At 69.0% G+C, this 19,432-nt stretch carries 19 protein-coding genes; 14 read left to right on the top strand and 5 right to left on the bottom strand.

Annotation, left to right across the window (positions count from 1 at the left end; genetic code table 11):
• Positions 1 to 26: 26 nt before the first annotated feature.
• The 12 genes from FHR96_RS11190 to FHR96_RS11135 all read left to right on the top strand — a co-directional run bounded on the left by FHR96_RS11190 (position 27) and on the right by FHR96_RS11135 (position 13,382).
• Positions 27 to 539 carry a TRAP transporter small permease gene (locus FHR96_RS11190; RefSeq protein WP_183387768.1) on the top strand — a complete coding sequence of 171 codons (513 nt, stop codon included), beginning with the start codon at positions 27 to 29 and terminating at the stop codon, positions 537 to 539.
• 42 nt (positions 540 to 581) lie between these two features.
• Complete coding sequence (locus FHR96_RS11185; protein ID WP_183387767.1) at positions 582 to 1,898, top strand: TRAP transporter large permease; 1,317 nt, start codon at positions 582 to 584, stop codon at positions 1,896 to 1,898.
• A gap of 28 nt (positions 1,899 to 1,926) precedes the next feature.
• On the top strand, positions 1,927 to 3,504 hold the full coding sequence (locus FHR96_RS11180) for a sulfatase family protein (RefSeq protein WP_183387766.1): 1,578 nt from the start codon (positions 1,927 to 1,929) through the stop codon (positions 3,502 to 3,504).
• Between the two features lie 331 nt (positions 3,505 to 3,835).
• Positions 3,836 to 4,648, top strand: a complete 813-nt coding sequence (locus FHR96_RS11175) for an IclR family transcriptional regulator (protein ID WP_183387765.1) — start codon at positions 3,836 to 3,838, stop codon at positions 4,646 to 4,648.
• Between the two features lie 160 nt (positions 4,649 to 4,808).
• Positions 4,809 to 5,738: a VOC family protein gene (locus FHR96_RS11170; RefSeq protein WP_183387764.1), complete on the top strand. Its 930-nt coding sequence runs from the start codon at positions 4,809 to 4,811 to the stop codon at positions 5,736 to 5,738.
• A 174-nt stretch (positions 5,739 to 5,912) separates the two neighbouring features.
• Positions 5,913 to 6,437, top strand: coding sequence for a cupin domain-containing protein (locus FHR96_RS11165; RefSeq protein WP_183387763.1), 525 nt, complete (start codon positions 5,913 to 5,915; stop codon positions 6,435 to 6,437).
• 11 nt (positions 6,438 to 6,448) lie between these two features.
• The gene (locus FHR96_RS11160) at positions 6,449 to 7,264 is read left to right on the top strand and encodes an alpha/beta fold hydrolase (protein ID WP_183387762.1); all 816 of its coding nucleotides are present in this window, start codon (positions 6,449 to 6,451) and stop codon (positions 7,262 to 7,264) included.
• Positions 7,265 to 7,277: 13 nt separating this feature from the next.
• Positions 7,278 to 8,072, top strand: coding sequence for an SDR family oxidoreductase (locus tag FHR96_RS11155; protein ID WP_183387761.1), 795 nt, complete (start codon positions 7,278 to 7,280; stop codon positions 8,070 to 8,072).
• 16 nt (positions 8,073 to 8,088) lie between these two features.
• Complete coding sequence (locus FHR96_RS11150; RefSeq protein WP_183387760.1) at positions 8,089 to 8,883, top strand: aspartate dehydrogenase; 795 nt, start codon at positions 8,089 to 8,091, stop codon at positions 8,881 to 8,883.
• 14 nt (positions 8,884 to 8,897) lie between these two features.
• On the top strand, positions 8,898 to 10,364 hold the full coding sequence (locus tag FHR96_RS11145) for an aldehyde dehydrogenase (protein WP_183387759.1): 1,467 nt from the start codon (positions 8,898 to 8,900) through the stop codon (positions 10,362 to 10,364).
• A gap of 28 nt (positions 10,365 to 10,392) precedes the next feature.
• Positions 10,393 to 12,027 carry a thiamine pyrophosphate-binding protein gene (locus FHR96_RS11140; RefSeq protein ID WP_221195784.1) on the top strand — a complete coding sequence of 545 codons (1,635 nt, stop codon included), beginning with the start codon at positions 10,393 to 10,395 and terminating at the stop codon, positions 12,025 to 12,027.
• Between the two features lie 143 nt (positions 12,028 to 12,170).
• Positions 12,171 to 13,382 carry a DcaP family trimeric outer membrane transporter gene (locus FHR96_RS11135; protein ID WP_183387758.1) on the top strand — a complete coding sequence of 404 codons (1,212 nt, stop codon included), beginning with the start codon at positions 12,171 to 12,173 and terminating at the stop codon, positions 13,380 to 13,382.
• 154 nt (positions 13,383 to 13,536) lie between these two features.
• Here the strand turns inward: FHR96_RS11135 and glnK are convergent, their stop codons facing one another.
• The 3 genes from glnK to FHR96_RS11120 form a co-directional block, all read right to left on the bottom strand.
• Positions 13,537 to 13,875 (bottom strand): P-II family nitrogen regulator, encoded by a 339-nt coding sequence (glnK, locus tag FHR96_RS11130; RefSeq protein ID WP_183383023.1) that lies wholly within the window; start codon positions 13,873 to 13,875, stop codon positions 13,537 to 13,539.
• A gap of 141 nt (positions 13,876 to 14,016) precedes the next feature.
• Positions 14,017 to 15,339 (bottom strand): ammonium transporter, encoded by a 1,323-nt coding sequence (locus FHR96_RS11125; protein WP_183387757.1) that lies wholly within the window; start codon positions 15,337 to 15,339, stop codon positions 14,017 to 14,019.
• Positions 15,340 to 15,376: 37 nt separating this feature from the next.
• The gene (locus tag FHR96_RS11120) at positions 15,377 to 15,715 is read right to left on the bottom strand and encodes a P-II family nitrogen regulator (protein WP_016855902.1); all 339 of its coding nucleotides are present in this window, start codon (positions 15,713 to 15,715) and stop codon (positions 15,377 to 15,379) included.
• A gap of 305 nt (positions 15,716 to 16,020) precedes the next feature.
• On the opposite strand from FHR96_RS11120, the gene FHR96_RS11115 reads away from it, so the two are divergent.
• Together FHR96_RS11115 and FHR96_RS11110 are read left to right on the top strand one after the other, a co-directional pair.
• Positions 16,021 to 16,380: an accessory factor UbiK family protein gene (locus tag FHR96_RS11115; RefSeq protein ID WP_183387756.1), complete on the top strand. Its 360-nt coding sequence runs from the start codon at positions 16,021 to 16,023 to the stop codon at positions 16,378 to 16,380.
• Between the two features lie 65 nt (positions 16,381 to 16,445).
• Positions 16,446 to 17,948 (top strand): YifB family Mg chelatase-like AAA ATPase, encoded by a 1,503-nt coding sequence (locus FHR96_RS11110; protein ID WP_183387755.1) that lies wholly within the window; start codon positions 16,446 to 16,448, stop codon positions 17,946 to 17,948.
• A gap of 19 nt (positions 17,949 to 17,967) precedes the next feature.
• Here the strand turns inward: FHR96_RS11110 and FHR96_RS11105 are convergent, their stop codons facing one another.
• Both FHR96_RS11105 and FHR96_RS11100 read right to left on the bottom strand, forming a co-directional pair.
• On the bottom strand, positions 17,968 to 18,453 hold the full coding sequence (locus FHR96_RS11105; protein WP_183387754.1) for a hypothetical protein: 486 nt from the start codon (positions 18,451 to 18,453) through the stop codon (positions 17,968 to 17,970).
• Positions 18,450 to 19,427 carry an alpha/beta hydrolase gene (locus FHR96_RS11100; RefSeq protein WP_183387753.1) on the bottom strand — a complete coding sequence of 326 codons (978 nt, stop codon included), beginning with the start codon at positions 19,425 to 19,427 and terminating at the stop codon, positions 18,450 to 18,452. Before FHR96_RS11100 ends, FHR96_RS11105 begins: the two co-directional genes overlap by 4 nt.
• Positions 19,428 to 19,432 lie beyond the last annotated feature (5 nt).

The following is a 19,432-nucleotide window of genomic DNA, read 5'->3' as shown; positions in this document are numbered from 1 at the left end:
CCCGACCACCTTTCGGGACCCCCGCTATGGATGACTCTCTTTGCGCCTCGCGCCCCTCGTCTTCGGCGTTCATGCGCGGCGTCAGCCGGCTGAACCTGTGGCTGGCCTGGCTCAGCGGCCTGGTGCTGGTCGCCGCCACGACCCTGGTGTTCCTGGAGATTCTCTCCCGGGTGCTGTTCGACCACTCCCTGGTCTGGGTCATCGAGCTCAGCGAATACTCGCTGCTCTACATGACCTTTCTCGGCGCCCCCTACCTGCTGGAGAAGCACCGCCACGTGGCCATCGACCTGATCACCGACGCCCTGCCCGAGTGGGCGCGGCGCCTGCTGGTCGGCGTGCTGTGTGCCCTGGCGGCGGTGGCCTGCGGCTACTGTACCTGGGTCGGTGGCCTGGTGACCCTCGACCAGTTCGAGTACGGGATGCGCGAGACCACCCTGATGCGACCGCCGAGCTACCTGATCACCATGGTGTTCCCCCTCGGCATGCTGCTGCTCACGATCCAGTTCGTGGCGCAGACCCTCGACAGTTTCAAGCGCTGAGCCCACGGCCTGCGCACAGACAATACTCCCCTGGAGGCTGATATGGACTGGTGGCTGACGCTGCTCCTGCTCATGGGACCGCTCCTGCTGCTGATGATGCTCGGCATGCCGGTGGCGTTCGCCTTCCTGGTCGTCAACCTGGTCGGTGCCTATGTGCTGCTGGGCGGCATGTCCGGCGTCGAACAGCTGGTGATCAATACCACCGGGGCGCTGACCAGCTTTACCCTGGTGCCCATCGCCATGTTCATGATCATGGGCGAGGTGATGTTCCGTTCGGGCATCGCCAACGATCTGCTCGACACGCTCGACAAATGGTTTGGAAAACTTCGCGGAAGACTGGCCTTCATGGCCGTCGGCGGCGGGGTGCTGTTCTCTACCCTGACCGGCAACAGCATGGGCTCCATCGCCCTGCTGGGCTCGAGCCTGGTGCCGGAGATGGAGAAACGCGGCTACAAGAAGCCGATGTCGCTGGGGCCGATCCTCGGCTCCGCCGGCCTGGCGATCATGATTCCGCCGAGCTCGCTGGCCGTGGTGCTGGGCGTGGTGGCCGAGCTGCCGATCGGGCGCCTGCTGATCGCCATCATCCTGCCGGGCCTGCTGATGGCGGTGCTCTACACCGTCTACATCCTCGGCCGCTGTACCCTGCAGCCGGAGGTGGCGCCGTCCTTCGACGTCGCGCCCACGCCGATGCGGGTCAAGCTCGAAGCCGGGGTGCGCAACATCCTGCCGATCGGCATCATCGTGTTCGCCGTGGTCGGGGTGATCTTCCTGGGCCTGGCCACGCCTACCGAGGCGGCGGCCTCCGGCGCCGTGGCCACGGTGCTGCTGGCGCTGGGCAAGCGCCGCCTGAGCCTCGACATCTTCAAGAACTCGATGTTCGAGAGCGCCGCCATCTCGGTGATGGTGCTGCTGATCGTTGCCGGCGCTATCGCCTTCACCCAGCTGCTGTCCTTCACCGGGGCGACCTTCGGGCTGATGGACGCGGTGCTCGGCCTGCCGTTCGGCGACAAGACCATCGTGCTGGCCATGGTGCTGACCGTGGTGGTGCTGGGCATGTTCATGGGCCCGTTGCCGATCATGATGATCACCCTGCCGATCTTCGTGCCGGTGGTGGAGCAGTTCGGCTTCGATCCGCTGTGGTTCGCCGCGCTGTTCCTGATTGCCATCGAGACCGGCTCCACCTCGCCGCCGCTGGGCGCCGCGCTGTTCGTGATGAAGGCCGTGGCCCCCCAGGGCACCGGCATGGGCAGCATCTACAAGGCGGCGGTGCCGTTCCTGGTCTGCGATTTCCTGGCCATCGCCATCGTCTTCGCCTTTCCGGCGATCGTCACCTGGCCGGTCGGCCTGATGTTCGACTGAGCCGGCGATCCCGAGCGAGGAGGCAGAGATGCGACGCCCGAACTTCATCGTCTTCATCACCGACCAGCAGCGCGCCGAGCACCTGGGCTGCTACGGCGACCCCACCGTCCGCACGCCGCACCTGGATGGCCTGGCCGCGAAGGGGGTGCGCTTCACGCGCTTCCACGTGGCCACGCCGATCTGCCAGCCCAACCGGGCCTGCCTGGTCACCGGCCAGCAGCCGTCGGTCAACGGGGTGCGCCAGAACGGCATCCCGCTGGACCTGGACAGCGTGACCTTCGCCGACGCGCTGCGTGGGGCCGGCTACCGCAGCGGCTACATCGGCAAGGCGCACTTCCAGAACGTCACCGACATCCCGGCGCCCGAGCGGCGGCAGGGCGGCGAGGGCGAGACGTTGCCCGACGCGCTCGGGCACAGCCTGCGCCGCCAGCGCGACGGCGACGCCTACCGCTGGGAAGTGCGTCGGCGCTGGGCCGAGACGCCGGACCTCGCGCTGCCCATGCCCTACTATGGCTTCGAGCACGTGCGGCTGTGCATCGGCCACGGCGACCAGGTCGAGGGCCATTACAGCGGCTGGCTGCGCGAGCGGCATGCCGATCCCGATGCGCTGCGCGGGCCGGCCAATGCCCTGCCCGACGAGCGCGTCACGGCGCCCCAGTGCTGGCGCACGGCGCTGCCCGAAGGCTCCTATCCGACCGCCTACGTCGCCGAACAGGCCTGCGCCTTCCTCGACGACCAGGACGACGAGACGCCCTTCGTGCTGGTGGTGTCCTTCCCCGATCCCCATCACCCCTTCACCCCGCCCGGGCGCTACTGGTCGATGTACGATCCCGACGAGGTGGTGCTGCCGGCCACCGCGGGGCGCTCGGTCGAGGCCATCGCCGACCTGCCGGATGCGGCGCTTGCGGCCTATCGCTGGGGCCGCGACGAGCCCGACAGCCACTGGCCGCTGAGCCTGTCCGAACGCCAGCTGCGCGAGATCATCGCCCTCAACTACGGCAGCATCTCGATGGTCGACGATGCCGTGGGCCAGGTGCTGGGGCGGCTCGACGAGCGGGGGCTGGCCGAGGACACCGTGGTGGCCTTCACCTCGGACCACGGCGACTACATGGGCGATCACGGCACCGTGCTCAAGCTCGGCCTGCATTTCCAGAGCGTGGTGCGCGTGCCGCTGATCTGGCACGACCCCCACTCGTCCGAGGCCGGCGGAAGCGTCTCGGGGCGGCTCGGCAGCGCCATCGACCTGGCGCCGACGCTGCTGCAGCGGGCCGGCCTGAAGACGCCGATCGGCATGCAGGGCCGCGACCTGTTCGACGCGCAGCGGCCGGCGCCGCCGGTGTTGATCGAGGATGCCGGCATCCAGGTATTCCGTGACGGCGACGCCGACAGCGGCATCACCACCCTGGTCACCGAGGACTGGCGGCTCAGCCTGTTCGAGGGCGAGGAGGGTGGCGAGCTCTATCACCTGGCCGAGGATCCCCACGAGACCCGCAACCTATGGGGCGATCCCGCCCATCAGGGCACCCGGATGGCGCTGCTGGAGGCCCTGGCGCGGCGCATGATCGAGCTGCGCGACAAGCGATTGTCGGCCACTGCCAGGGCCTGAGTCCGCCTTACCCGCTCCCAAGGGCGAGCGGGCGCGAAGGCAGGCCGGATGAGCGGTTTTTTTCTCATAAAAATCAGAGAGTTGTAAGCCATTTCTGGCGCCTTTAGCGGACCTTGACAAATGGCGGTGCGGCGTCTATCTTCATTCTGTATCAAATAAGAAATACAGTTTAATATTTGAAATAGCGGCAACGGTAAGCCGCCAAGGGAAGCCGAGGTGCAATCGGCTCCCGGGTCCCGATTCCGGTATCGTAGGCGCAAGGGCGCCAGGGCTCAGAGAGGAGCCCGCCAGCCGGCGCGGAAACCGACCCACACCAAGAGGCGATGACGCGATGAGCGACACCGAGAAGGACGCAAGGAAGTACCTGATCCCGGGCCTGGAGCGCGGCCTGATCATCCTGATGGAGCTGAGTCGCAGCCACCGGGAGATGAGCTTCGCCGAGATCGTCAAGTGCGTCGATATCCCCAAGGCGACGGCCTATCGCGCCATCCAGACGCTGGAATACATGGGCTTCATCCGGCGTCATCCGTCCACCGGCCTGTATTCGCTGGGGGTCAACGTGCTGCGGCTCGGCTTCGAGTACGTCGCTTCCCTGGACGTGGTCCAGGTCGGCCAGCCAGTGATCGAGTCGCTGCGCGACAAGACCGGCTGCTCGAGCCATATCGCCATCCGCGACGGCCGCGACGTCATCTATGTGGCCCGGGTCAGCGCCGCCAACGCCACCGTGCGCCGGGTCAGCGTCGGCACGCGGCTGCCGGCGCACCGCACCTCCCTGGGGCGGATGCTGCTGACCGGCCTGAGTCGCCAGGAGTTCGAGGCGCTCTACCCGGAATCGACGCTGCCGGACGCGGAGCCCGGCGCTCCCGCCGACCGCGAGGCGCTGTGGCAGCTGGTCCAGGAGGATCGCGAGCGCGGCTACGTGATCGCCGAGTCGTTCTTCCAGTTCGGCATCTCCTCGATCGTCTACCCGCTCTACAACCATGACGGCGAGGTCGAGGGCGTGGTCAGCATCATGGTGCCGGTGCACGAGATTCCCGAAGCCGACCGCGAGCGCCTGCGCCTCGAGGTCGCCGAGGCGGCCAACGGCATCTCCAACCTGCTGGGCTACCAGGGCGGCGCCGGAGGGCAGCGTCAGATGAGATGAAGACGCCCTGATCCAACCCGTCGGACGCTTGACGTCCGGCTCGAGCCAACACGGCAACCAGACGACTGTCGCGAGGCGCTTGCCTCGCGAGCGGGGACCCTTTGTGTCCGTGACATCGCCCAGCATGGCGGTCGACGTCACACAAGAGCAGGAGATCGACATGAGTATCGTGGGTATCGAAGCATTGGAGTTCGGCGCCGAGGACGTCGAGGCCGGCAAGCAGTTCGTCGAGGACTTCGGCCTGGCGCCGGTCGACGGCGAGGCGGGAGCCGCGACCTTCGAGACGCTCAACGGCGCCCGCCTGGCGGTGCGCTCCATCGACGACCCGGCGCTGCCGGCGGCCTTCGAGGAGGGCTCGACCCTGCGTCGCATGACCTGGGGCGTGGCGAATCTCGAGGCCCTGGAGCCGCTGCGCGAGCGCCTGCGCGACCAGCCCGGCTACGTCGACCACGGCGATCGCCTCGAATGCCGCGATCCCAACGGCCTGACCGTGTGCATCCGGCCCACTCGGCTGCACGACGTCGAACTGGAGGTCACGCCGATCAACCAGTGGGGTGACATGCAGCGCGTCGACCAGCCGAGTCCGGTCTACGAGCGGGCCACCCCGGCGGGCATCGGCCACGCGGTGTTCTTCGTCGACGACCTGGAGGCCAGCGAGCGCTTCTACCGCGAACTGCTGGGCTTCTCGGTCTCCGATCGCTACATCGACCGCGCCGTCTTCCTGCGCATGCAGGCGCGTGGCGGCCATCACAACATCTTCCTGCTCAAGCTGCCGCACCGCGGCGCGGGCCTCAACCACGTGGCCTTCACCGTGCGCGACATCCACGAGGTGATCGGCGGCGGCCTGGCGATGAACCGTCGCCAGTGGAGCACCTTCATCGGCCCCGGCCGCCACCCGATCTCCTCGGCCTACTTCTGGTACGTCAACAGCCCGCTGGGCGGTGCCTTCGAGTACTACACCAACGAGGACTACCTGACCGAGGCCTGGGTGCCGCGCGAGATGCAGCACTCCCTGGAATCGTTCACCGAGTGGGCCATCGAGGGCGGCATCGACGCCGAGACCCGGCGCCAGAAGAAGGCCGACGCCTGAGCCAAGGCCGGCCCCGGGGCTGGCCGATCGAGCAGCACTCAAGTTTCACCATCGAGGTCGGTCGCCCACGGGCGGCCGGCACGGGGACCCCTCGTCCTGAATCCGGCCGCTAGCCGGGCGACACGCGCAACGAGGCCTCCCCGACACCCAAGCGCGATCCCGAGGAGAGACACCATGTCCGAGCAGTTCGCTACCTGGAGTAAACCCGACGATCTGTCCTTCGAGGACTGGATCGAGTCCCGCATCGCCCGCTTCAAGGGTCGCAAGTACGACTGGAACGCCCTGAAGTTCCAGGCCGACTTCGATCCCAAGTATCGCCGTGCCCAGATGCGCTACATCGGCACCGGTGCCACCGGCGTGGCCGACGACACCAACACCATCCCGGCCGAGCACTTCACCTTCTCGACCATGGTGCTGCCGTCCAAGTGCGAGGGGCCGCTGCACGTGCATGACGACGTCGAGGAAGTGTTCTTCGTCCTCAAGGGCTCCATTCGCCTGTTCCTCAAGGATGGCGACCACTACACCGAGACCGTGCTCGGGGAGCGTGACGTGGTCTCCGTGCCGCCGGGCATCTACCGCGGCCTGCTCAACGAGAGCGAGGAAGAGGCGCTGATGTGCGTGATGCTGGGTACGCCCAAGCCGCAGATCCCGACCTATCCGGACGATCATCCGCTGTCCAAGGTCAAGCGCAACGGATGAGTGGGCCGGCCATGACACCCCAGACCCTGACGCTCGACGCCGGCCGCCAGGCCTACCGCGAGACCGGCGAGGGCCCCGCCATCGTGCTGCTCCACGGCATCAGCTCCGGGGCGGCCTCCTGGGCACCGCTGGCCGCGCACCTGGGTGGCTATCGGCTGCTGGCCTGGGACGCTCCGGGCTACGGCGACAGCCAGCCGCTGGCCGCGGCCGAGCCCACGGCGGCCGACTACACCGTGCGCCTCGAGGCCTGGCTCGACGCCTTGGGCATCGAGCGCTGCGTGCTGGTCGGCCACTCGCTGGGGGCGATGATGGCCAGTGCCTTCGCCGCTCGCCGGCCCGAGCGGCTGGCCGGGGTGGTCCTGGCCGACCCGGCGCTCGGCTATCGGGATGCCGACGACGCCAAGCGCGACAGCGTCTACCGCAGCCGCTGGACGATGCTGGTCGAGCAGGGCCATGAGGCCTATGCCGCGGCCCGCGCCCCGCGCCTGCTGCGTGATGGCGCCGATGATGCCGATGTCGCCCGGGTCCGCGAGGGCATGCAGCGCCTGCACGTGAAGGGCTTCGCCCAGGCCTGCTGGATGCTGGCCAACGATGCCCTGGAGGGCTACCTGCCCGAGGGGCTGCCGGTGCCGGCCACGGTGCTGTGCGGCGACGAGGATGCCATCACCACGCCCGAGGCCTCACGGGCCCTGGCCGAGCGCCTGGGGCTGCCCTATCGCGGCCTGCCGCGTGCCGGGCATGCCAGCTACATCGATGCGCCTGAGGCCTTCGGCGCGGCCGTCGCGGCCTTCGCCGGGCCGCTGCTGGCGCCATCCACCCGGAACTGACGAGGACGACACCATGAGCTTTATGATCGAAGACCGGGTGGCGGTGGTCACCGGCGGATCCTCCGGGATCGGCCTCGAGACCGTGCGCCTGCTGCTGACCCATGGCGCCCGGGTGGCGCTGTGCGGCCGCAACCCCGAACGGCTCGAGGCGGCCCGCGCCGCCCTGGCCGAGGAATTCCCCGCCGCCGAGCTGCTGGCCGAGACCTGCGACGTGCTCGACGAGGCCTCCTGTGCGGCCTTCGCCGAGGCGGTGCGCGGCCGGTTCGGCGGCGCCGACATGCTGATCGCCAACGCCGGCCAGGGCTACGTGGCCCATTTCGACGACACCCCGCGGGAGGCCTGGCTGTCCGAGGCCAACCTCAAGCTGTTCGGGGTCATCAATCCGCTGAGCGCCTTCCGCGAGCAGCTGGCGGCGTCCGAGATCGGCTCGCTGACCTGCGTCAATTCGCTGCTGGCCCTGCAGCCCGAGCCGCACATGATCGCCACCTCGGCGGCGCGGGCCGCGCTGCTCAACATGACCCACTCGCTGTCCCACGAGCTGATCGGTGACGGCATCCGGGTCAACTCCATCCTGCTGGGCATGGTCGAGTCCGGCCAGTGGCGCCGCCGCTTCGAGCAGCGCGACGACACCTCCCAGAGCTGGGAGGCGTGGACCGGCGCCATCGCCGCCAAGCGCGGCATCCCCATGGGGCGCCTGGGCCGCCCGCAGGAGCCGGCCCGCGCGCTGGTCTTCCTGGCCTCCCCGATGGCTTCCTTCACCACCGGCGCCGCCCTGGACGTCTCCGGTGGCTTCAACCGCCACCTGTGACGACGCGGAGAACCCCATGACCAAACGACTGATGATGATCGGCTACGGCGCCATGGGCAGCGAGGTGCACCGCCTGCTGCCCGAGGGACTGGAACTGGCCTGGGTGGTGGTGCCGGAGGCCTTCGCCGCCGGGGTGCGCGACCGCCTGGCCGGCCAGGCCGAGGTGCTGACCGCCATCGACCAGTGCGCCGCGCGCCCCGACCTGGTGGTGGAGTGTGCCGGCCAGCCGGGCCTGGCCGAGCACGGCGAGGCGGTGCTGCGCCGCGGCCTGACCCTGGCGGTAGTGGCCACCGGTGCGCTGTCCGACGAGGCCCTGTACGAGCGGCTCGCCACCGCGGCTCGCGAGGGCGGCGGGCGCATGCAGCTGCTGTCCGGTGCGGTAGCCGGCATGGACGGTCTGTCGGCGGCCCGCGAGGGCGGCCTGGACGAGGTCACCTACGAGGCCTGCAAGGCGCCGCGCAGTTGGAAGGGCAGCCACGCCGAACGGCTCGTCGACCTCGATGCCGTCGCCGAGAAGACGGTGTTCTTCGAGGGCGACGCCGGCGAGGCCGCGAGGCTGTTCCCGGCCAACTCCAACGTCGCCGCCACCATCGCCCTGGCCGGCGTGGGCATGCGCGACACTCGGGTGAAGCTGACCGTCGATCCGGCGACCACGCGAAACACTCATCGTATTCATGCCAGGGGCCGCTTCGGCGAGTTCACCATCGAGCTCAACGGCTACCCCCTGGAAAGCAATCCCAAGACCTCGACCCTCGCCGCCCTGTCGGTGGTGCGCGCCTGTCGCCAGGCGCTCGAGCCGGTCTCGTTCTAAGGGAGGTGTCCGAGATGACCCTGAAGATTTTCGTTGCCGGCGAATGGCGCGAGGGCCGCGGCGACCCCATGGTGTCGCGCTTTCCCGCCGACGGCTCGGTCAACGCCGAGCTCAACGCCGCGAGCCTCGACGACGTCGAGGAGGCGATCGCCGCCGCCGACGCGGCCTGGCGTGCTCCCGCCTGGCGCGAGCGCCTGCCCCATGAGCGGGCCGAGGTGCTGTATCGCGTCAGCGACCTGATCCGCGAGCGACTCGACGAGCTCGCCGCGCTGCAGACCCGCGACAACGGCAAGCCGCTGGCCGAGGCCCGCGGCCTGGTGGCCAGCGCTGCCGGTACCGCGCGCTACTTCGCGGCGGCCTGCGAGACCCTGGAGGGCGAGCTGCCCACCCGCCGCAGCGCCGAGTTCCTGACCCTGAGCCAGTACGAGCCGCTCGGGGTGATCGCCGCCATCACGCCGTGGAATTCGCCGATTGCCAGCGAGATGCAGAAGGTCGCCCCGGCGCTGGCCGGCGGCAATGCCGTGGTGCTCAAGCCCGCCGAGGCCACCCCGCTGATGGCGCTCAAGCTCGCCGAGCTGTTCGAGGAAGCCGGCCTGCCCAAGGGGCTGCTCAGCGTGCTGCCGGGCCGCGGCCGGGTGATCGGCGAGGCCATCGCCCGCCATCCCAAGGTGCGCAAGATCTCCTTCACCGGCGGCACCAGCACCGGTCGCCACCTGGCCCACGTGGCCGCCGACAAGCTGATCGGCACCTCCCTGGAGCTGGGCGGCAAGTCGCCGACCATCATCCGCGAGGATGCCGACCTGGAGCAGGCGGTGAAGGGCGTGGCCTACGGCATCTTCAGCTCCGCCGGCCAGGCCTGCATCGCCGGCTCGCGGCTGTTCATCCACCGCAGCCGCTACGACGAGGTGATGGCGCGTCTCGAGACCATCGCCCGCGAGCTGCGCGTCGGTCACCCCGAGACCCCGGGCGTGCACCTGGGACCGCTGATCAGCGAGGCGCACCGCGACGGCGTGGCGGCCTACGTCGAGCGGGCCCGCGAGGAGGGTGGCCGTATCCGCGCTGGCGGCGTGATCCCCAGCGAGGGCGAGCTGGCCGCGGGCAGCTTCTATCCGCCGACCCTGATCGAGGGCCTGCCCCACGACAGCGCGGTCTGCCAGGAGGAGATCTTCGGCCCGGTGCTGGTGGCGCTGCCCTATGACGACGAGGACGAGCTGGTGGGCCTGGCCAACGACAACGTCTACGGCCTGGCCGCCGGCATCTGGAGCGCCGACTACCGCGCGGCCCTGCGTCTCGCCGACCGGCTCGAGGCCGGCACGGTGTGGATCAACACCTACAAGAAGTTCTCCATCTCGACGCCCTTCGGCGGCTACAAGGAGAGCGGCCTGGGCCGCGAGAAGGGCCGCCAGGGCATCCAGGCCTACATGCAGCAGAAGAGCCTGTACCTGGGCCTCGACGCGAACCCCAACAGCTGGTGCGACTGAGCGCCCACGGTCACAGAGGATTAGCATCATGACCACCATCACCGTGGGCGAAGCCGTCGCCCGCACCCTGGAAGCCCACGCGGTCTCGGCCGTGTATGGCGTGATTTCCATCCACAACCTGCCGATCGCCGACGCCATCGGCCAGCGCGAGCGGGTACGCTTCGTACCCTCCCGCGGCGAGGCCGGGGCGGTGACCATGGCCGACGGCCACACCCGCGTCGGCGGGCTCGGCGTGGCCCTGACCAGCACCGGCGCCGGTGCCGGCAATGCCGTGGGCGCCATGCTCGAGGCGCTCAACGCCGGTACCCCGCTGCTGCACATCACCGGCCAGGTCGAGAAGGCCTACCTGGATCGCGACGCCGGCTTCATCCACGAGACCCGCGACCAGATGGGCTTCCTCGCGGCCTGCTCCAAGCGCGCCTACCGCGCCTGTACCCCCGAGCAGGTGGTGCCGCTGCTGCATCGCGCCATCCAGGAGGCGATGACCCTGCCGCGCGGTCCGGTGAGCCTGGAGATTCCCATCGACATCCAGGCCAGCCAGGTCGAGTGGATCGAGACCGCGCCGGCGTCTCCCGCCGCGCCGGCCCGGGTCGCCGACGCCGAGGTCGACGCCCTGGCCGAGCGGCTGCTGGCCGCCGAGCGGCCGGTGCTGTGGATCGGCGGCGGCTGCCTGGAGGCCGGTGAGGCCGTGCGTCGCCTGGCCGACGCCGGCATCCCGGTGGTCTCCAGCACCCACGCCCGCGGCGTGCTGCCCGACAGCCATCCGCGCAGCCTGCGCGCCTTCCACAGCGCCCCGGCGGTGGAAGAGCTGTTCGCCGCCAGCGACCTGATGCTGGTGGCCGGCTCGCGGCTGCGCAGCAACGAGACCCGCACCTACTCGGTGGACCTGCCGCGGCCGCTGGTGCAGATCGACGTCGATCCGGCGGCGGCTCACCGCAACTATCCCGCCGACGCCTTCCTGTGCGGCGAGTGCGGCGACGTGCTGTCGCGCCTGGCCGATCGCCTGGAAGGCAAGCGCGCCCCCGACGCCGAGGTCGACCGCGAGGTCGCCAAGGCCGTGGCCGCCGCCGAGCGAGCGCTGCGTGATCAGGTCGGCGAGTACGCCAAGCTCTGCGACGCGGTGCGCGAGTCGCTGCCTGCGGACGGCATCTTCGTGCGCGACATCACCGTCTCCGGCAGCACCTGGGGCAGTCGGCTGCTGCCCATCGAGCGCCCGCTGACCAACATCCATTCGCTGGCCGGTGCCATCGGCCAGGGCCTGGCCACCGGCATCGGCTGCGCGGTGGGCGCCGAGGGCCGCAAGGTGGTCACCGTGGTCGGCGATGGCGGCCTGATGCTGATGGTCGGCGAGCTGGCCACCCTGGCCCAGGAAGGCCTCGACATGACCCTGGTGGTGATGAACGACGGCGGCTACGGCGTGATGCGGGGCATCCAGGACAAGTACTTCGAGGGTCGTCAGTACTACAACGACCTGCACACTCCGGACTTCCAGGCCATGGCCGAGGCCCTGGGCCTGCCGCGCTGGAAGGTCGGCCACGGCGACGACTTCCAGGCCGTGCTGGCCGAGGCCGTGGGCCGTGCCGGTCCGGCGGTGGTCGAGGTGGACATGGCCAGCGTCGGACCGCTGGAGTTCGCCGGCCCGCCCCAGAAGACCCTCTACTGATGCTCGGCGTCACCGGTGAGCCGGTGACGCCTCATACCACCACTACTGCGATGGAGGAGAGGCGAGGGAACATCGAGAGAACATGAACGAAAAAAACAATTTTTTAGCTTCCGTTTCATAACAACGAATCAAGAGAGACTCTTATGCAAGCCAAGAAGACCCTGATGCTGGCCCTGCTGCCGGCAGGATTCCTTGCGGCCCAAAGTTCCTCGGCCTTCGATGTGGTCGAGGCCGGTCAGCCCGTCGTCACCGGCGAGCCGAGCCGTGTGGGCGCGCCCTGGAATCACCGCAGCACCTTCAACATTCCGGGCACCAATACCGATGTGGCCTTCGGCGGCTACGTCAAGTTCGACGCCCTCTACGATTTCGACTACGACCTGGGCGAGATCACCGACCCGCTGGCCGCCGCCAGCGAAGCCAACGCCACCGACGGCAAGACCACCTTCACCGCCCAGGAGACGCGGCTGAACTTCCGCACCCAGACTCGCTTCGGCGACGAGATGCTGAAGACCTACTTCGAGGGCCACTTCGCGCCCGACAACAAGTTCAACCTGCGCCACGCCTACGGCGAGTACAACGGCTTCCTGGCGGGTCAGACCTGGACCAACGCCATGTTCTTCCTGGGAACGCCGCGGATTCTCAAGCTGGGCGGGCCGATCGGCTACGCCACCGGGCGCCCCGAGCAGGTGCGCTATACCTACCAGTCGGGCGCCAACACCTTTGCGGTGGCTCTGGAGAACCCCGAGTCCTCGATCTCCGATCTCGGTCCCGGCGGCGCCGCCGACGAGAACACCGAGCTGCCGGACCTGACCATGCGCTATCGCTACAAGCGCAACTTCGGGATCTCCGGGGTGGTGCGCCGGTTCTCCACCGACTCGGCGGTGAGTGGCCAGGACGAGAGCGCCACCGGCTATGGGGTGATCGCCCAGGCGGCGCTGCCGATGGGCAGCACCACCCTCAAGGGCAACATGATGGTGGGCAGCGGCCTGGGCGGCTACCTGGACTACGTGCCGGCCTCGGGCGCCAAGTTCCGGGCCCCGGACGCCTACCTGGACGCCGACGGCAACCTCGAGACCGTCGACCTGCAGAGCTTCGGTGTGTCGCTGGACCACCACTGGAACGACGCCTGGATGAGTTCCATCGGCACCTCGGTGGTCAGCCAGGACCTGCCGGACGACGCCCCGGCCTTCCAGGGCATGACCGACACCGTGCAGTTCTCCCACGTCAACCTGATCTGGGACGTCAACTCGCGCATGACGGTGGGCCTGGAATACCAGTACGTCGACCTGGAGAAGATCAGCGGCGACGAAGTGGACGCCAGCCGGCTGCAGGCCAGCGCCCAGTTCCACTTCTGATCCGCCCGGCTTCGCCGGGAGCCGGAAGAGCGCCGCTTCGCGGCTGGAAGCTATGAGCTGTAAGAAAAACCGCCCCCAGGCGCTTGCCGTGGGGGCGGTTTCATTTATGTTGCCTGAGCTTCGAGCTTCGAGCTTCGAGCTTCGAGCTTCGAGCTTAGACGGCGTCCTTGTCGGTCTCGCCGGTGCGGATGCGGATCACCTGTTCCAGGGCGGTGACGAAGATCTTGCCGTCGCCGATCTTGCCGGTGTTGGCCACTTGAGTGATGGCATCGATCACCTGCTCTGCCATGGACTCGTCCACGGCCACCTCGAGCTTCACCTTGGGCAGGAAATCGACCACGTATTCGGCGCCGCGATACAGCTCGGTGTGGCCCTTCTGGCGACCGAAGCCCTTGACCTCGGTGACGGTGATGCCCTGGACGCCGATCTCCGAGAGCGATTCGCGTACGTCGTCGAGCTTGAACGGCTTGATGATGGCGGTCACCAGTTTCATGGTCATGTCCTCGCGTTGTCCGTATCCGATGGCGACGCTCGCCATCCGTCTGGGGTCATTGTGCCAGAGCATACACCCGCTGCGGGCGGAAAAAAAAATGGCCCCGCGTGGGGGCCATCTTCGTGGAGCGTCGTGGGCAGGTCACTGGGGACGCGGTGTCATGGGCTGGGGCTGGCCCAGGCCTTCGGAGCGGCTGCGGCCGGTACCGCCGCCGTGCACCTTGGAGGTGGTGAACTCGGGGTAGGCCTCGAGCCCGCATTCGGCCAGGTCCACGCCTTCGTATTCCTCTTCTTCGCTGACGCGCACGCCCATGATCGCCTTGATGATCAGCCACACGACCAGGCTGGCGACGAAGACCCAGGCGAAGATGCCGACGATGCCGATGATCTGGGCACCGAAGGTGGCGCCGTCGTTGGTCAGCGGCACGGCGAGCACGCCCCAGATGCCGGCTACGCCGTGGGCGGAGATGGCACCGACCGGATCGTCGAGCTTGAGCTTGTCGAGGCCGACGATGGCGACCACCACCAGCAGGCCGCCGATGGCGCCGATCAGGGTGGCACCCAGGGCACTGGGCGACAGCGGGTCGGCGGTGATGGACACCAGGCCGGCGATGGCGCCGTTGAGGGCCATGGTCAGGTCGGCCTTGCGGAACCAGGCCTTGGCCAGGATCAGCGCGGCGATCACCCCGCCGGCGGCGGCGGCGTTGGTGTTCACCAGCACCTGCGCCATGTTGTTGGCCGAGCTCACGTCGGACACCTTCAGCTCGGAGCCGCCGTTGAAGCCGAACCAGCCCATCCACAGGATGAAGGTACCCAGGGTCGCCAGCGGCAGGTTGGCGCCGGGGATGGCGAAGATGCTGCCGTCCTTGCCGTACTTGCCCTTGCGCGGGCCGAGCACCAGCACGCCGGCGAGTGCCGCGGCCGCACCGGCCATGTGTACGATGCCGGAACCGGCGTAGTCGGAGAAGCCGACCTCGGACAGCCAGCCGCCGCCCCAGGTCCAGTAGCCGGAGACCGGATAGATGACGCCGGTCATCACCACGGCGAAGGCCAGGAAGGCCCACAGCTTCATGCGCTCGGCCACGGCCCCGGAGACGATGGACATGGCGGTCGCCACGAACACCACCTGGAAGAAGAAGTCGGCGCGCATGGAGTAGTAGGGCGCGTCGCCGCCGCCGGCGGTCACCGCGGCCACGGTGTTCTCGTCGCCCAGCATGAAACCCAGGTTGGGCAGGATGCCGCCCGCGGGGCTGGAGTACATCAGGTAGTAGCCCAGCAGCAGGTACATGGTGCAGGCGATGGCGAACAGGGCGATGTTCTTGGTCAGGATCTCGGCGGTGTTCTTGGAACGCACCAGCCCGGCCTCGAGCATCGAGAAGCCGGCGGCCATCCACATCACCAGGACGCCGCAGATCAGGAAGTAGAAGGTGTCGAGCGCGTAGCTCAGCTCGGTCAACTCAGTCATGACGGTCACTCCTCATGAAAGGGGAAAGGCGGTCGGCTCAGACCGCATCGGCGCCGCGCTCGCCGGTGCGGATGCGGATGACGTCCTCGAGCGGGGTCACGAAGACCTTGCCGTCGCCGATCTTGCCGCTGTTGGCGGCGCTGCAGATGGCATCCAGCACGGTGTCGAGCCGGCCGTCGTCCACGGCGATCTCGACCTTGACCTTGGGCAGGAAGTCGACCACGTATTCGGCCCCCCGGTAGAGTTCGGTGTGGCCCTTCTGGCGGCCGAAGCCCTTGACCTCGGTGACGGTGATGCCCTGCACGCCGTTGTCGGCGAGCGCCTCGCGCACGTCGTCGAGCTTGAAGGGCTTGATGATGGCGGTGATCAGCTTCATCCCGGATCTCCCTGTTGGATGAGCGCGGTTCTCGTGCCGCGCGGTGGATGTGCATGTCTGTCATGCTGCTGCTTAAACCGTGCCAATTTTCTGAATATCACTTTTATTTCATTGTTTTGTGTGGCGGGCGGGACGTCATGGCGCCTCGCTGGTGCAGACTGGCAATGGCCTTTTGCACCGTTCTGGTGCTGATGCGCCGTCGAGCTGCGCCATCCGGGGGCGAGCCTTGGGGGGACGTCGAGAATGCGTCCGTCGAATGGCTTGCGTATCCTTGTCGTCAGCCCCCTACCGTGAGGAGAAAGAACATGGTCAGCCAAGACCGCATCGGCCGTCTGGCCCAGCAGATCGGCGAGCGCCTGCAGGGCGCTTCCCAGGCCCCGGAGGAAGTGCAGAAGGGCATCCAGCAGGTGGTGCGCGGTGCCTTCGATCGCCTGGAGCTGGTGTCGCGGGAGGACTTCGACATCCTGATGGACGTATTGCAGCGCACGCGCGGCCGCGTCGAGGCCCTGGAGAAGCAGGTCGCCGCCCTGGAGGAGGCGCTGGACGCGTCGCGTTCGGGTGAGGCAAGCAAGCCGCCGGCGGTCGGCGAGGAGGCGGCCATACCCGCGGACCGTCCCTCGTCGACGCCCGAGGAAGACGCCGGCGCCGGCGAGACCGGCCGCTAAGGCGACGAGCGGTCCCCGCTGCGCTGGACTAGCCTTGAGGGCAGACAACGTGCGAGGGACCGCCGATGACCCTGTCGATCGTGCGCACCCGGGCCGGCCTCGGTCTCGAGGCGCCCGAGGTGCTGGTGGAAGTCCATCTGGCCAATGGCCTGCCCGGCATCACCCTGGTCGGGCTGCCCGAGGCCGCGGTCAAGGAGAGTCGCGAGCGGGTGCGCAGTGCCCTGGTCAATGCCGGCTTCGACTTCCCGCTGCGTCGCATCACCCTCAATCTTGCGCCCGCCGACCTGCCCAAGGACGGTGGCCGCTTCGACTTGCCCATCGCCCTGGGGCTGCTGGTGGCCTCGGGGCAGATTCCGTCGGAGGCGCTGGCCGATACCGAGTGCGCGGGGGAACTGGCCCTGGATGGTGCACTGCGGCCCGTGACCGGCGTCTTGCCGATGGCCCTGGCCACCCGCCGCGCCGGGCGGCGGCTGATCGTGCCGCAGGCCAACGCCGACGAGGCGGCGCTGGCCGGAGAGCTCGAGGTGCTGCCCGCCGAGCACCTGCTCGAGGTGGTGGCGCATCTGCTGGGCCAGACGTCGATCTCGCCCCATCGGGCCTCGCGGCCACCCGCGAATCCCCGGGCGACCGCCGATCTCGACGAAGTGCGCGGCCAGCACCAGGCGCGACGTGCTTTGGAGGTCGCCGCGGCCGGTGGCCACAACCTGTTGCTGGCCGGACCGCCGGGGACCGGCAAGACCATGCTGGCCAGTCGCCTGCCCGGCATACTGCCGCCGCTGACCGAGGACGAGGCCCTGGAAGTGGCGGCGGTGCGCTCGGTGTGTGGCATGCCGCTGCGCGAGCACTGGGGCCAGCGCCCCTTTCGCGCGCCTCACCACACGGCCAGCGCGGTGGCCCTGGTGGGAGGCGGCTCGCGGCCGCGTCCCGGCGAGATCTCGCTGGCCCACCAGGGCGTGCTGTTCCTCGACGAGCTGCCCGAGTTTTCGCGCCAGGTGCTCGAGGTCATGCGCGAACCCATGGAGTCGGGGCGCATCCATATCGCCCGCGCCAATCACGAGCGCCGCTATCCGGCGCGTTTCCAGCTGGTGGCGGCGATGAATCCCTGCCCATGCGGCCATCTCGGTGACCCGCGCCAGGCCTGCCACTGCACCGCCGCGCAGATCCAGCGCTACCAGGCGCGCCTCTCCGGCCCGCTGCTGGACCGCATTGACCTGCAGGTGGAAGTGCCGGCGCTGCCGCCGGCGCAGTTGACGTCACGGGAAGCTGGCGAGTCGTCGGCCGCGGTGCGCGAGCGAGTACTGGCGGCCCGCGAGCGCCAGTGGGCTCGCGGGGCACTGAATGCCCACCTGGGCGGACGCGAGCTCGAGGCGGCCTGTGCGCTGGGCGGTGACGATCGGGCCTGGCTGGCCGGCGTGCTGGAGCGGTTGCAGCTCTCGGCGCGGGCCTTTCATCGGGTCTTGCGGGTGGCGCTGACCCTGGCCGACCTGGCGGGGGAGCCGCGTCCAAGCCGCGAGCAGCTGATCGAGGCCATCGGCTATCGCCAGCTCGATCGTCTATTGAAAGGCTGAGGGGCGGAAGGAAGAAGGCCTACAGGGCCGTGGCGTCCAGGGCGCCGTCCAGCTGCGATTGCCAGAGCGCTGCCTGGCTGCCGGGGCGTCGCAGGGTCAGCTGCAGGCGATAGGGCAGCAGGGTGCGGTCGGACAGCGTGAGTCGCGGGCCGGCGGCGACCAGCCGGCTGTCCAGGCGCCATTGGTTGGCGCCGGCCCCCTGGGAGAGCGATGGCTGCCAGTCGAGCACCTGGGGGCCCTGGTCGCGGCCCAGCAGGGCGCGGGTCAGGCTCTCGAGCAGGCGGTCCTGCGCCACGCCCAGTTGGGCGTCGACCTCCGGCATGGCCAGCAGCAGCACCTGGTCAGTGGCGGGGCGTGGCAGGGTGGGAGCTGCCACTACCGCTTCCGCGGCTCGCTCGCCCAGGCCGAACAGGGCCTGACGAACCGTCTGCGGACGTTCCGGAGGGCCGGCAGTACAGCCGGCGAGCAGCAGGATGAGCAGCAGGGTCAGCGCACGAGATGTCATCGGTGGCGGGCTCCCGAAGGTGTGGTGTCGTGACGTTCCTCCAGGCCAGCGATGAAGCGCTCGAGCTCCTCGAACAGCACGCGGCGAATCGGCTCGGCCTCGTTGACCAGATGGTGCCTGGCCTCGGGATGGCGATGAATCTCGGCGCGGGGAAACTTGCGTGCCAGGACCTCAAGGTTCCACTCCCAGTCGACCGTCAGGTCCTGTTCCCCCTGCAGGATCAGCGTCGGCAGCTGGCTGGCCGGCATGGCCAGCAGCTGCGGCATCCAGCGCCGCATGGCGTCCACCCACTCCATGGCCAGGCGATCCGGCTGCAGGGGGTCGCCCTCGCGCAGGAAGGCGGCGAAGTCGCTGTCGGTGGAGTTCTCGCGGAAGCGGCGGGGAATCGAGCGCACGAAGGGGCCCACCAGGCGGTGCAGCCAGCTCGACTGGGTCCAGCCCCAGGGGCGCACCAGCGGCGCCAGCAGGGCCAGGCCGTTCCAGTGGCCGTCATCGCCGCGGCGCAAGGCATCGGTGGCCAGGATCGCCGCCCCGGTACTCTGTCCGATGCCCAGCCAGGGCCGCGGGGCCAGGTCGCGAACCGCCAGCTGGGACTGCAGGCTGCGCAAGCAAGCGCCGTATTCGTCGAAATCGGCGATGGTGGCACGGGCACCGCTGGACAGGCCATGGCCCGGCAAGTCCCAAAGCACGACCTGCCAGCCGCGTTCGAGTAGGCACTCGAGCAGGTGACGATACAGGCCCAGATGGTCATAGTAGCCGTGCACCACGAAGATGGTGCCGCGCGGAGCGGGTGGACGCCATACTTGGGTCCACAGGCGAAAGCCCTGGGCGTCCACATACCCCACATGGAGACCGACCCGCTCGGCGAGCAGGGGCGCCAGGCCATAGTGGCCCAGATAGCCCTGTAGCGGGGTGCCGGACGGGTCGGCTGGCGCAATGGGCCCCAGGGCCTGTAAGGGGGTGAAGTCGCTCATTGGAT

Origin of the sequence: Halomonas organivorans, assembly GCF_014192055.1 — a bacterium.
GTDB lineage: Bacteria > Pseudomonadota > Gammaproteobacteria > Pseudomonadales > Halomonadaceae > Halomonas > Halomonas organivorans.
The sequence above is the reverse complement of the archived record's forward strand: the minus strand, read 5'-3'. Positions and strand labels throughout refer to the sequence as shown.

Coding starts and splice junctions, on each gene's coding strand:
- FHR96_RS11190 (WP_183387768.1), top strand. CDS start 27: ATGGATGACTCTCTTTGCGCCTCGCGCCCCTCGTCTTCGGCGTTCATG.
- FHR96_RS11185 (WP_183387767.1), top strand. CDS start 582: ATGGACTGGTGGCTGACGCTGCTCCTGCTCATGGGACCGCTCCTGCTG.
- FHR96_RS11180 (WP_183387766.1), top strand. CDS start 1,927: ATGCGACGCCCGAACTTCATCGTCTTCATCACCGACCAGCAGCGCGCC.
- FHR96_RS11175 (WP_183387765.1), top strand. CDS start 3,836: ATGAGCGACACCGAGAAGGACGCAAGGAAGTACCTGATCCCGGGCCTG.
- FHR96_RS11170 (WP_183387764.1), top strand. CDS start 4,809: ATGAGTATCGTGGGTATCGAAGCATTGGAGTTCGGCGCCGAGGACGTC.
- FHR96_RS11165 (WP_183387763.1), top strand. CDS start 5,913: ATGTCCGAGCAGTTCGCTACCTGGAGTAAACCCGACGATCTGTCCTTC.
- FHR96_RS11160 (WP_183387762.1), top strand. CDS start 6,449: ATGACACCCCAGACCCTGACGCTCGACGCCGGCCGCCAGGCCTACCGC.
- FHR96_RS11155 (WP_183387761.1), top strand. CDS start 7,278: ATGAGCTTTATGATCGAAGACCGGGTGGCGGTGGTCACCGGCGGATCC.
- FHR96_RS11150 (WP_183387760.1), top strand. CDS start 8,089: ATGACCAAACGACTGATGATGATCGGCTACGGCGCCATGGGCAGCGAG.
- FHR96_RS11145 (WP_183387759.1), top strand. CDS start 8,898: ATGACCCTGAAGATTTTCGTTGCCGGCGAATGGCGCGAGGGCCGCGGC.
- FHR96_RS11140 (WP_221195784.1), top strand. CDS start 10,393: ATGACCACCATCACCGTGGGCGAAGCCGTCGCCCGCACCCTGGAAGCC.
- FHR96_RS11135 (WP_183387758.1), top strand. CDS start 12,171: ATGCAAGCCAAGAAGACCCTGATGCTGGCCCTGCTGCCGGCAGGATTC.
- glnK (WP_183383023.1), bottom strand. CDS start 13,875: ATGAAACTGGTGACCGCCATCATCAAGCCGTTCAAGCTCGACGACGTA.
- FHR96_RS11125 (WP_183387757.1), bottom strand. CDS start 15,339: ATGACTGAGTTGACCGAGCTGAGCTACGCGCTCGACACCTTCTACTTC.
- FHR96_RS11120 (WP_016855902.1), bottom strand. CDS start 15,715: ATGAAGCTGATCACCGCCATCATCAAGCCCTTCAAGCTCGACGACGTG.
- FHR96_RS11115 (WP_183387756.1), top strand. CDS start 16,021: ATGGTCAGCCAAGACCGCATCGGCCGTCTGGCCCAGCAGATCGGCGAG.
- FHR96_RS11110 (WP_183387755.1), top strand. CDS start 16,446: ATGACCCTGTCGATCGTGCGCACCCGGGCCGGCCTCGGTCTCGAGGCG.
- FHR96_RS11105 (WP_183387754.1), bottom strand. CDS start 18,453: ATGACATCTCGTGCGCTGACCCTGCTGCTCATCCTGCTGCTCGCCGGC.
- FHR96_RS11100 (WP_183387753.1), bottom strand. CDS start 19,427: ATGAGCGACTTCACCCCCTTACAGGCCCTGGGGCCCATTGCGCCAGCC.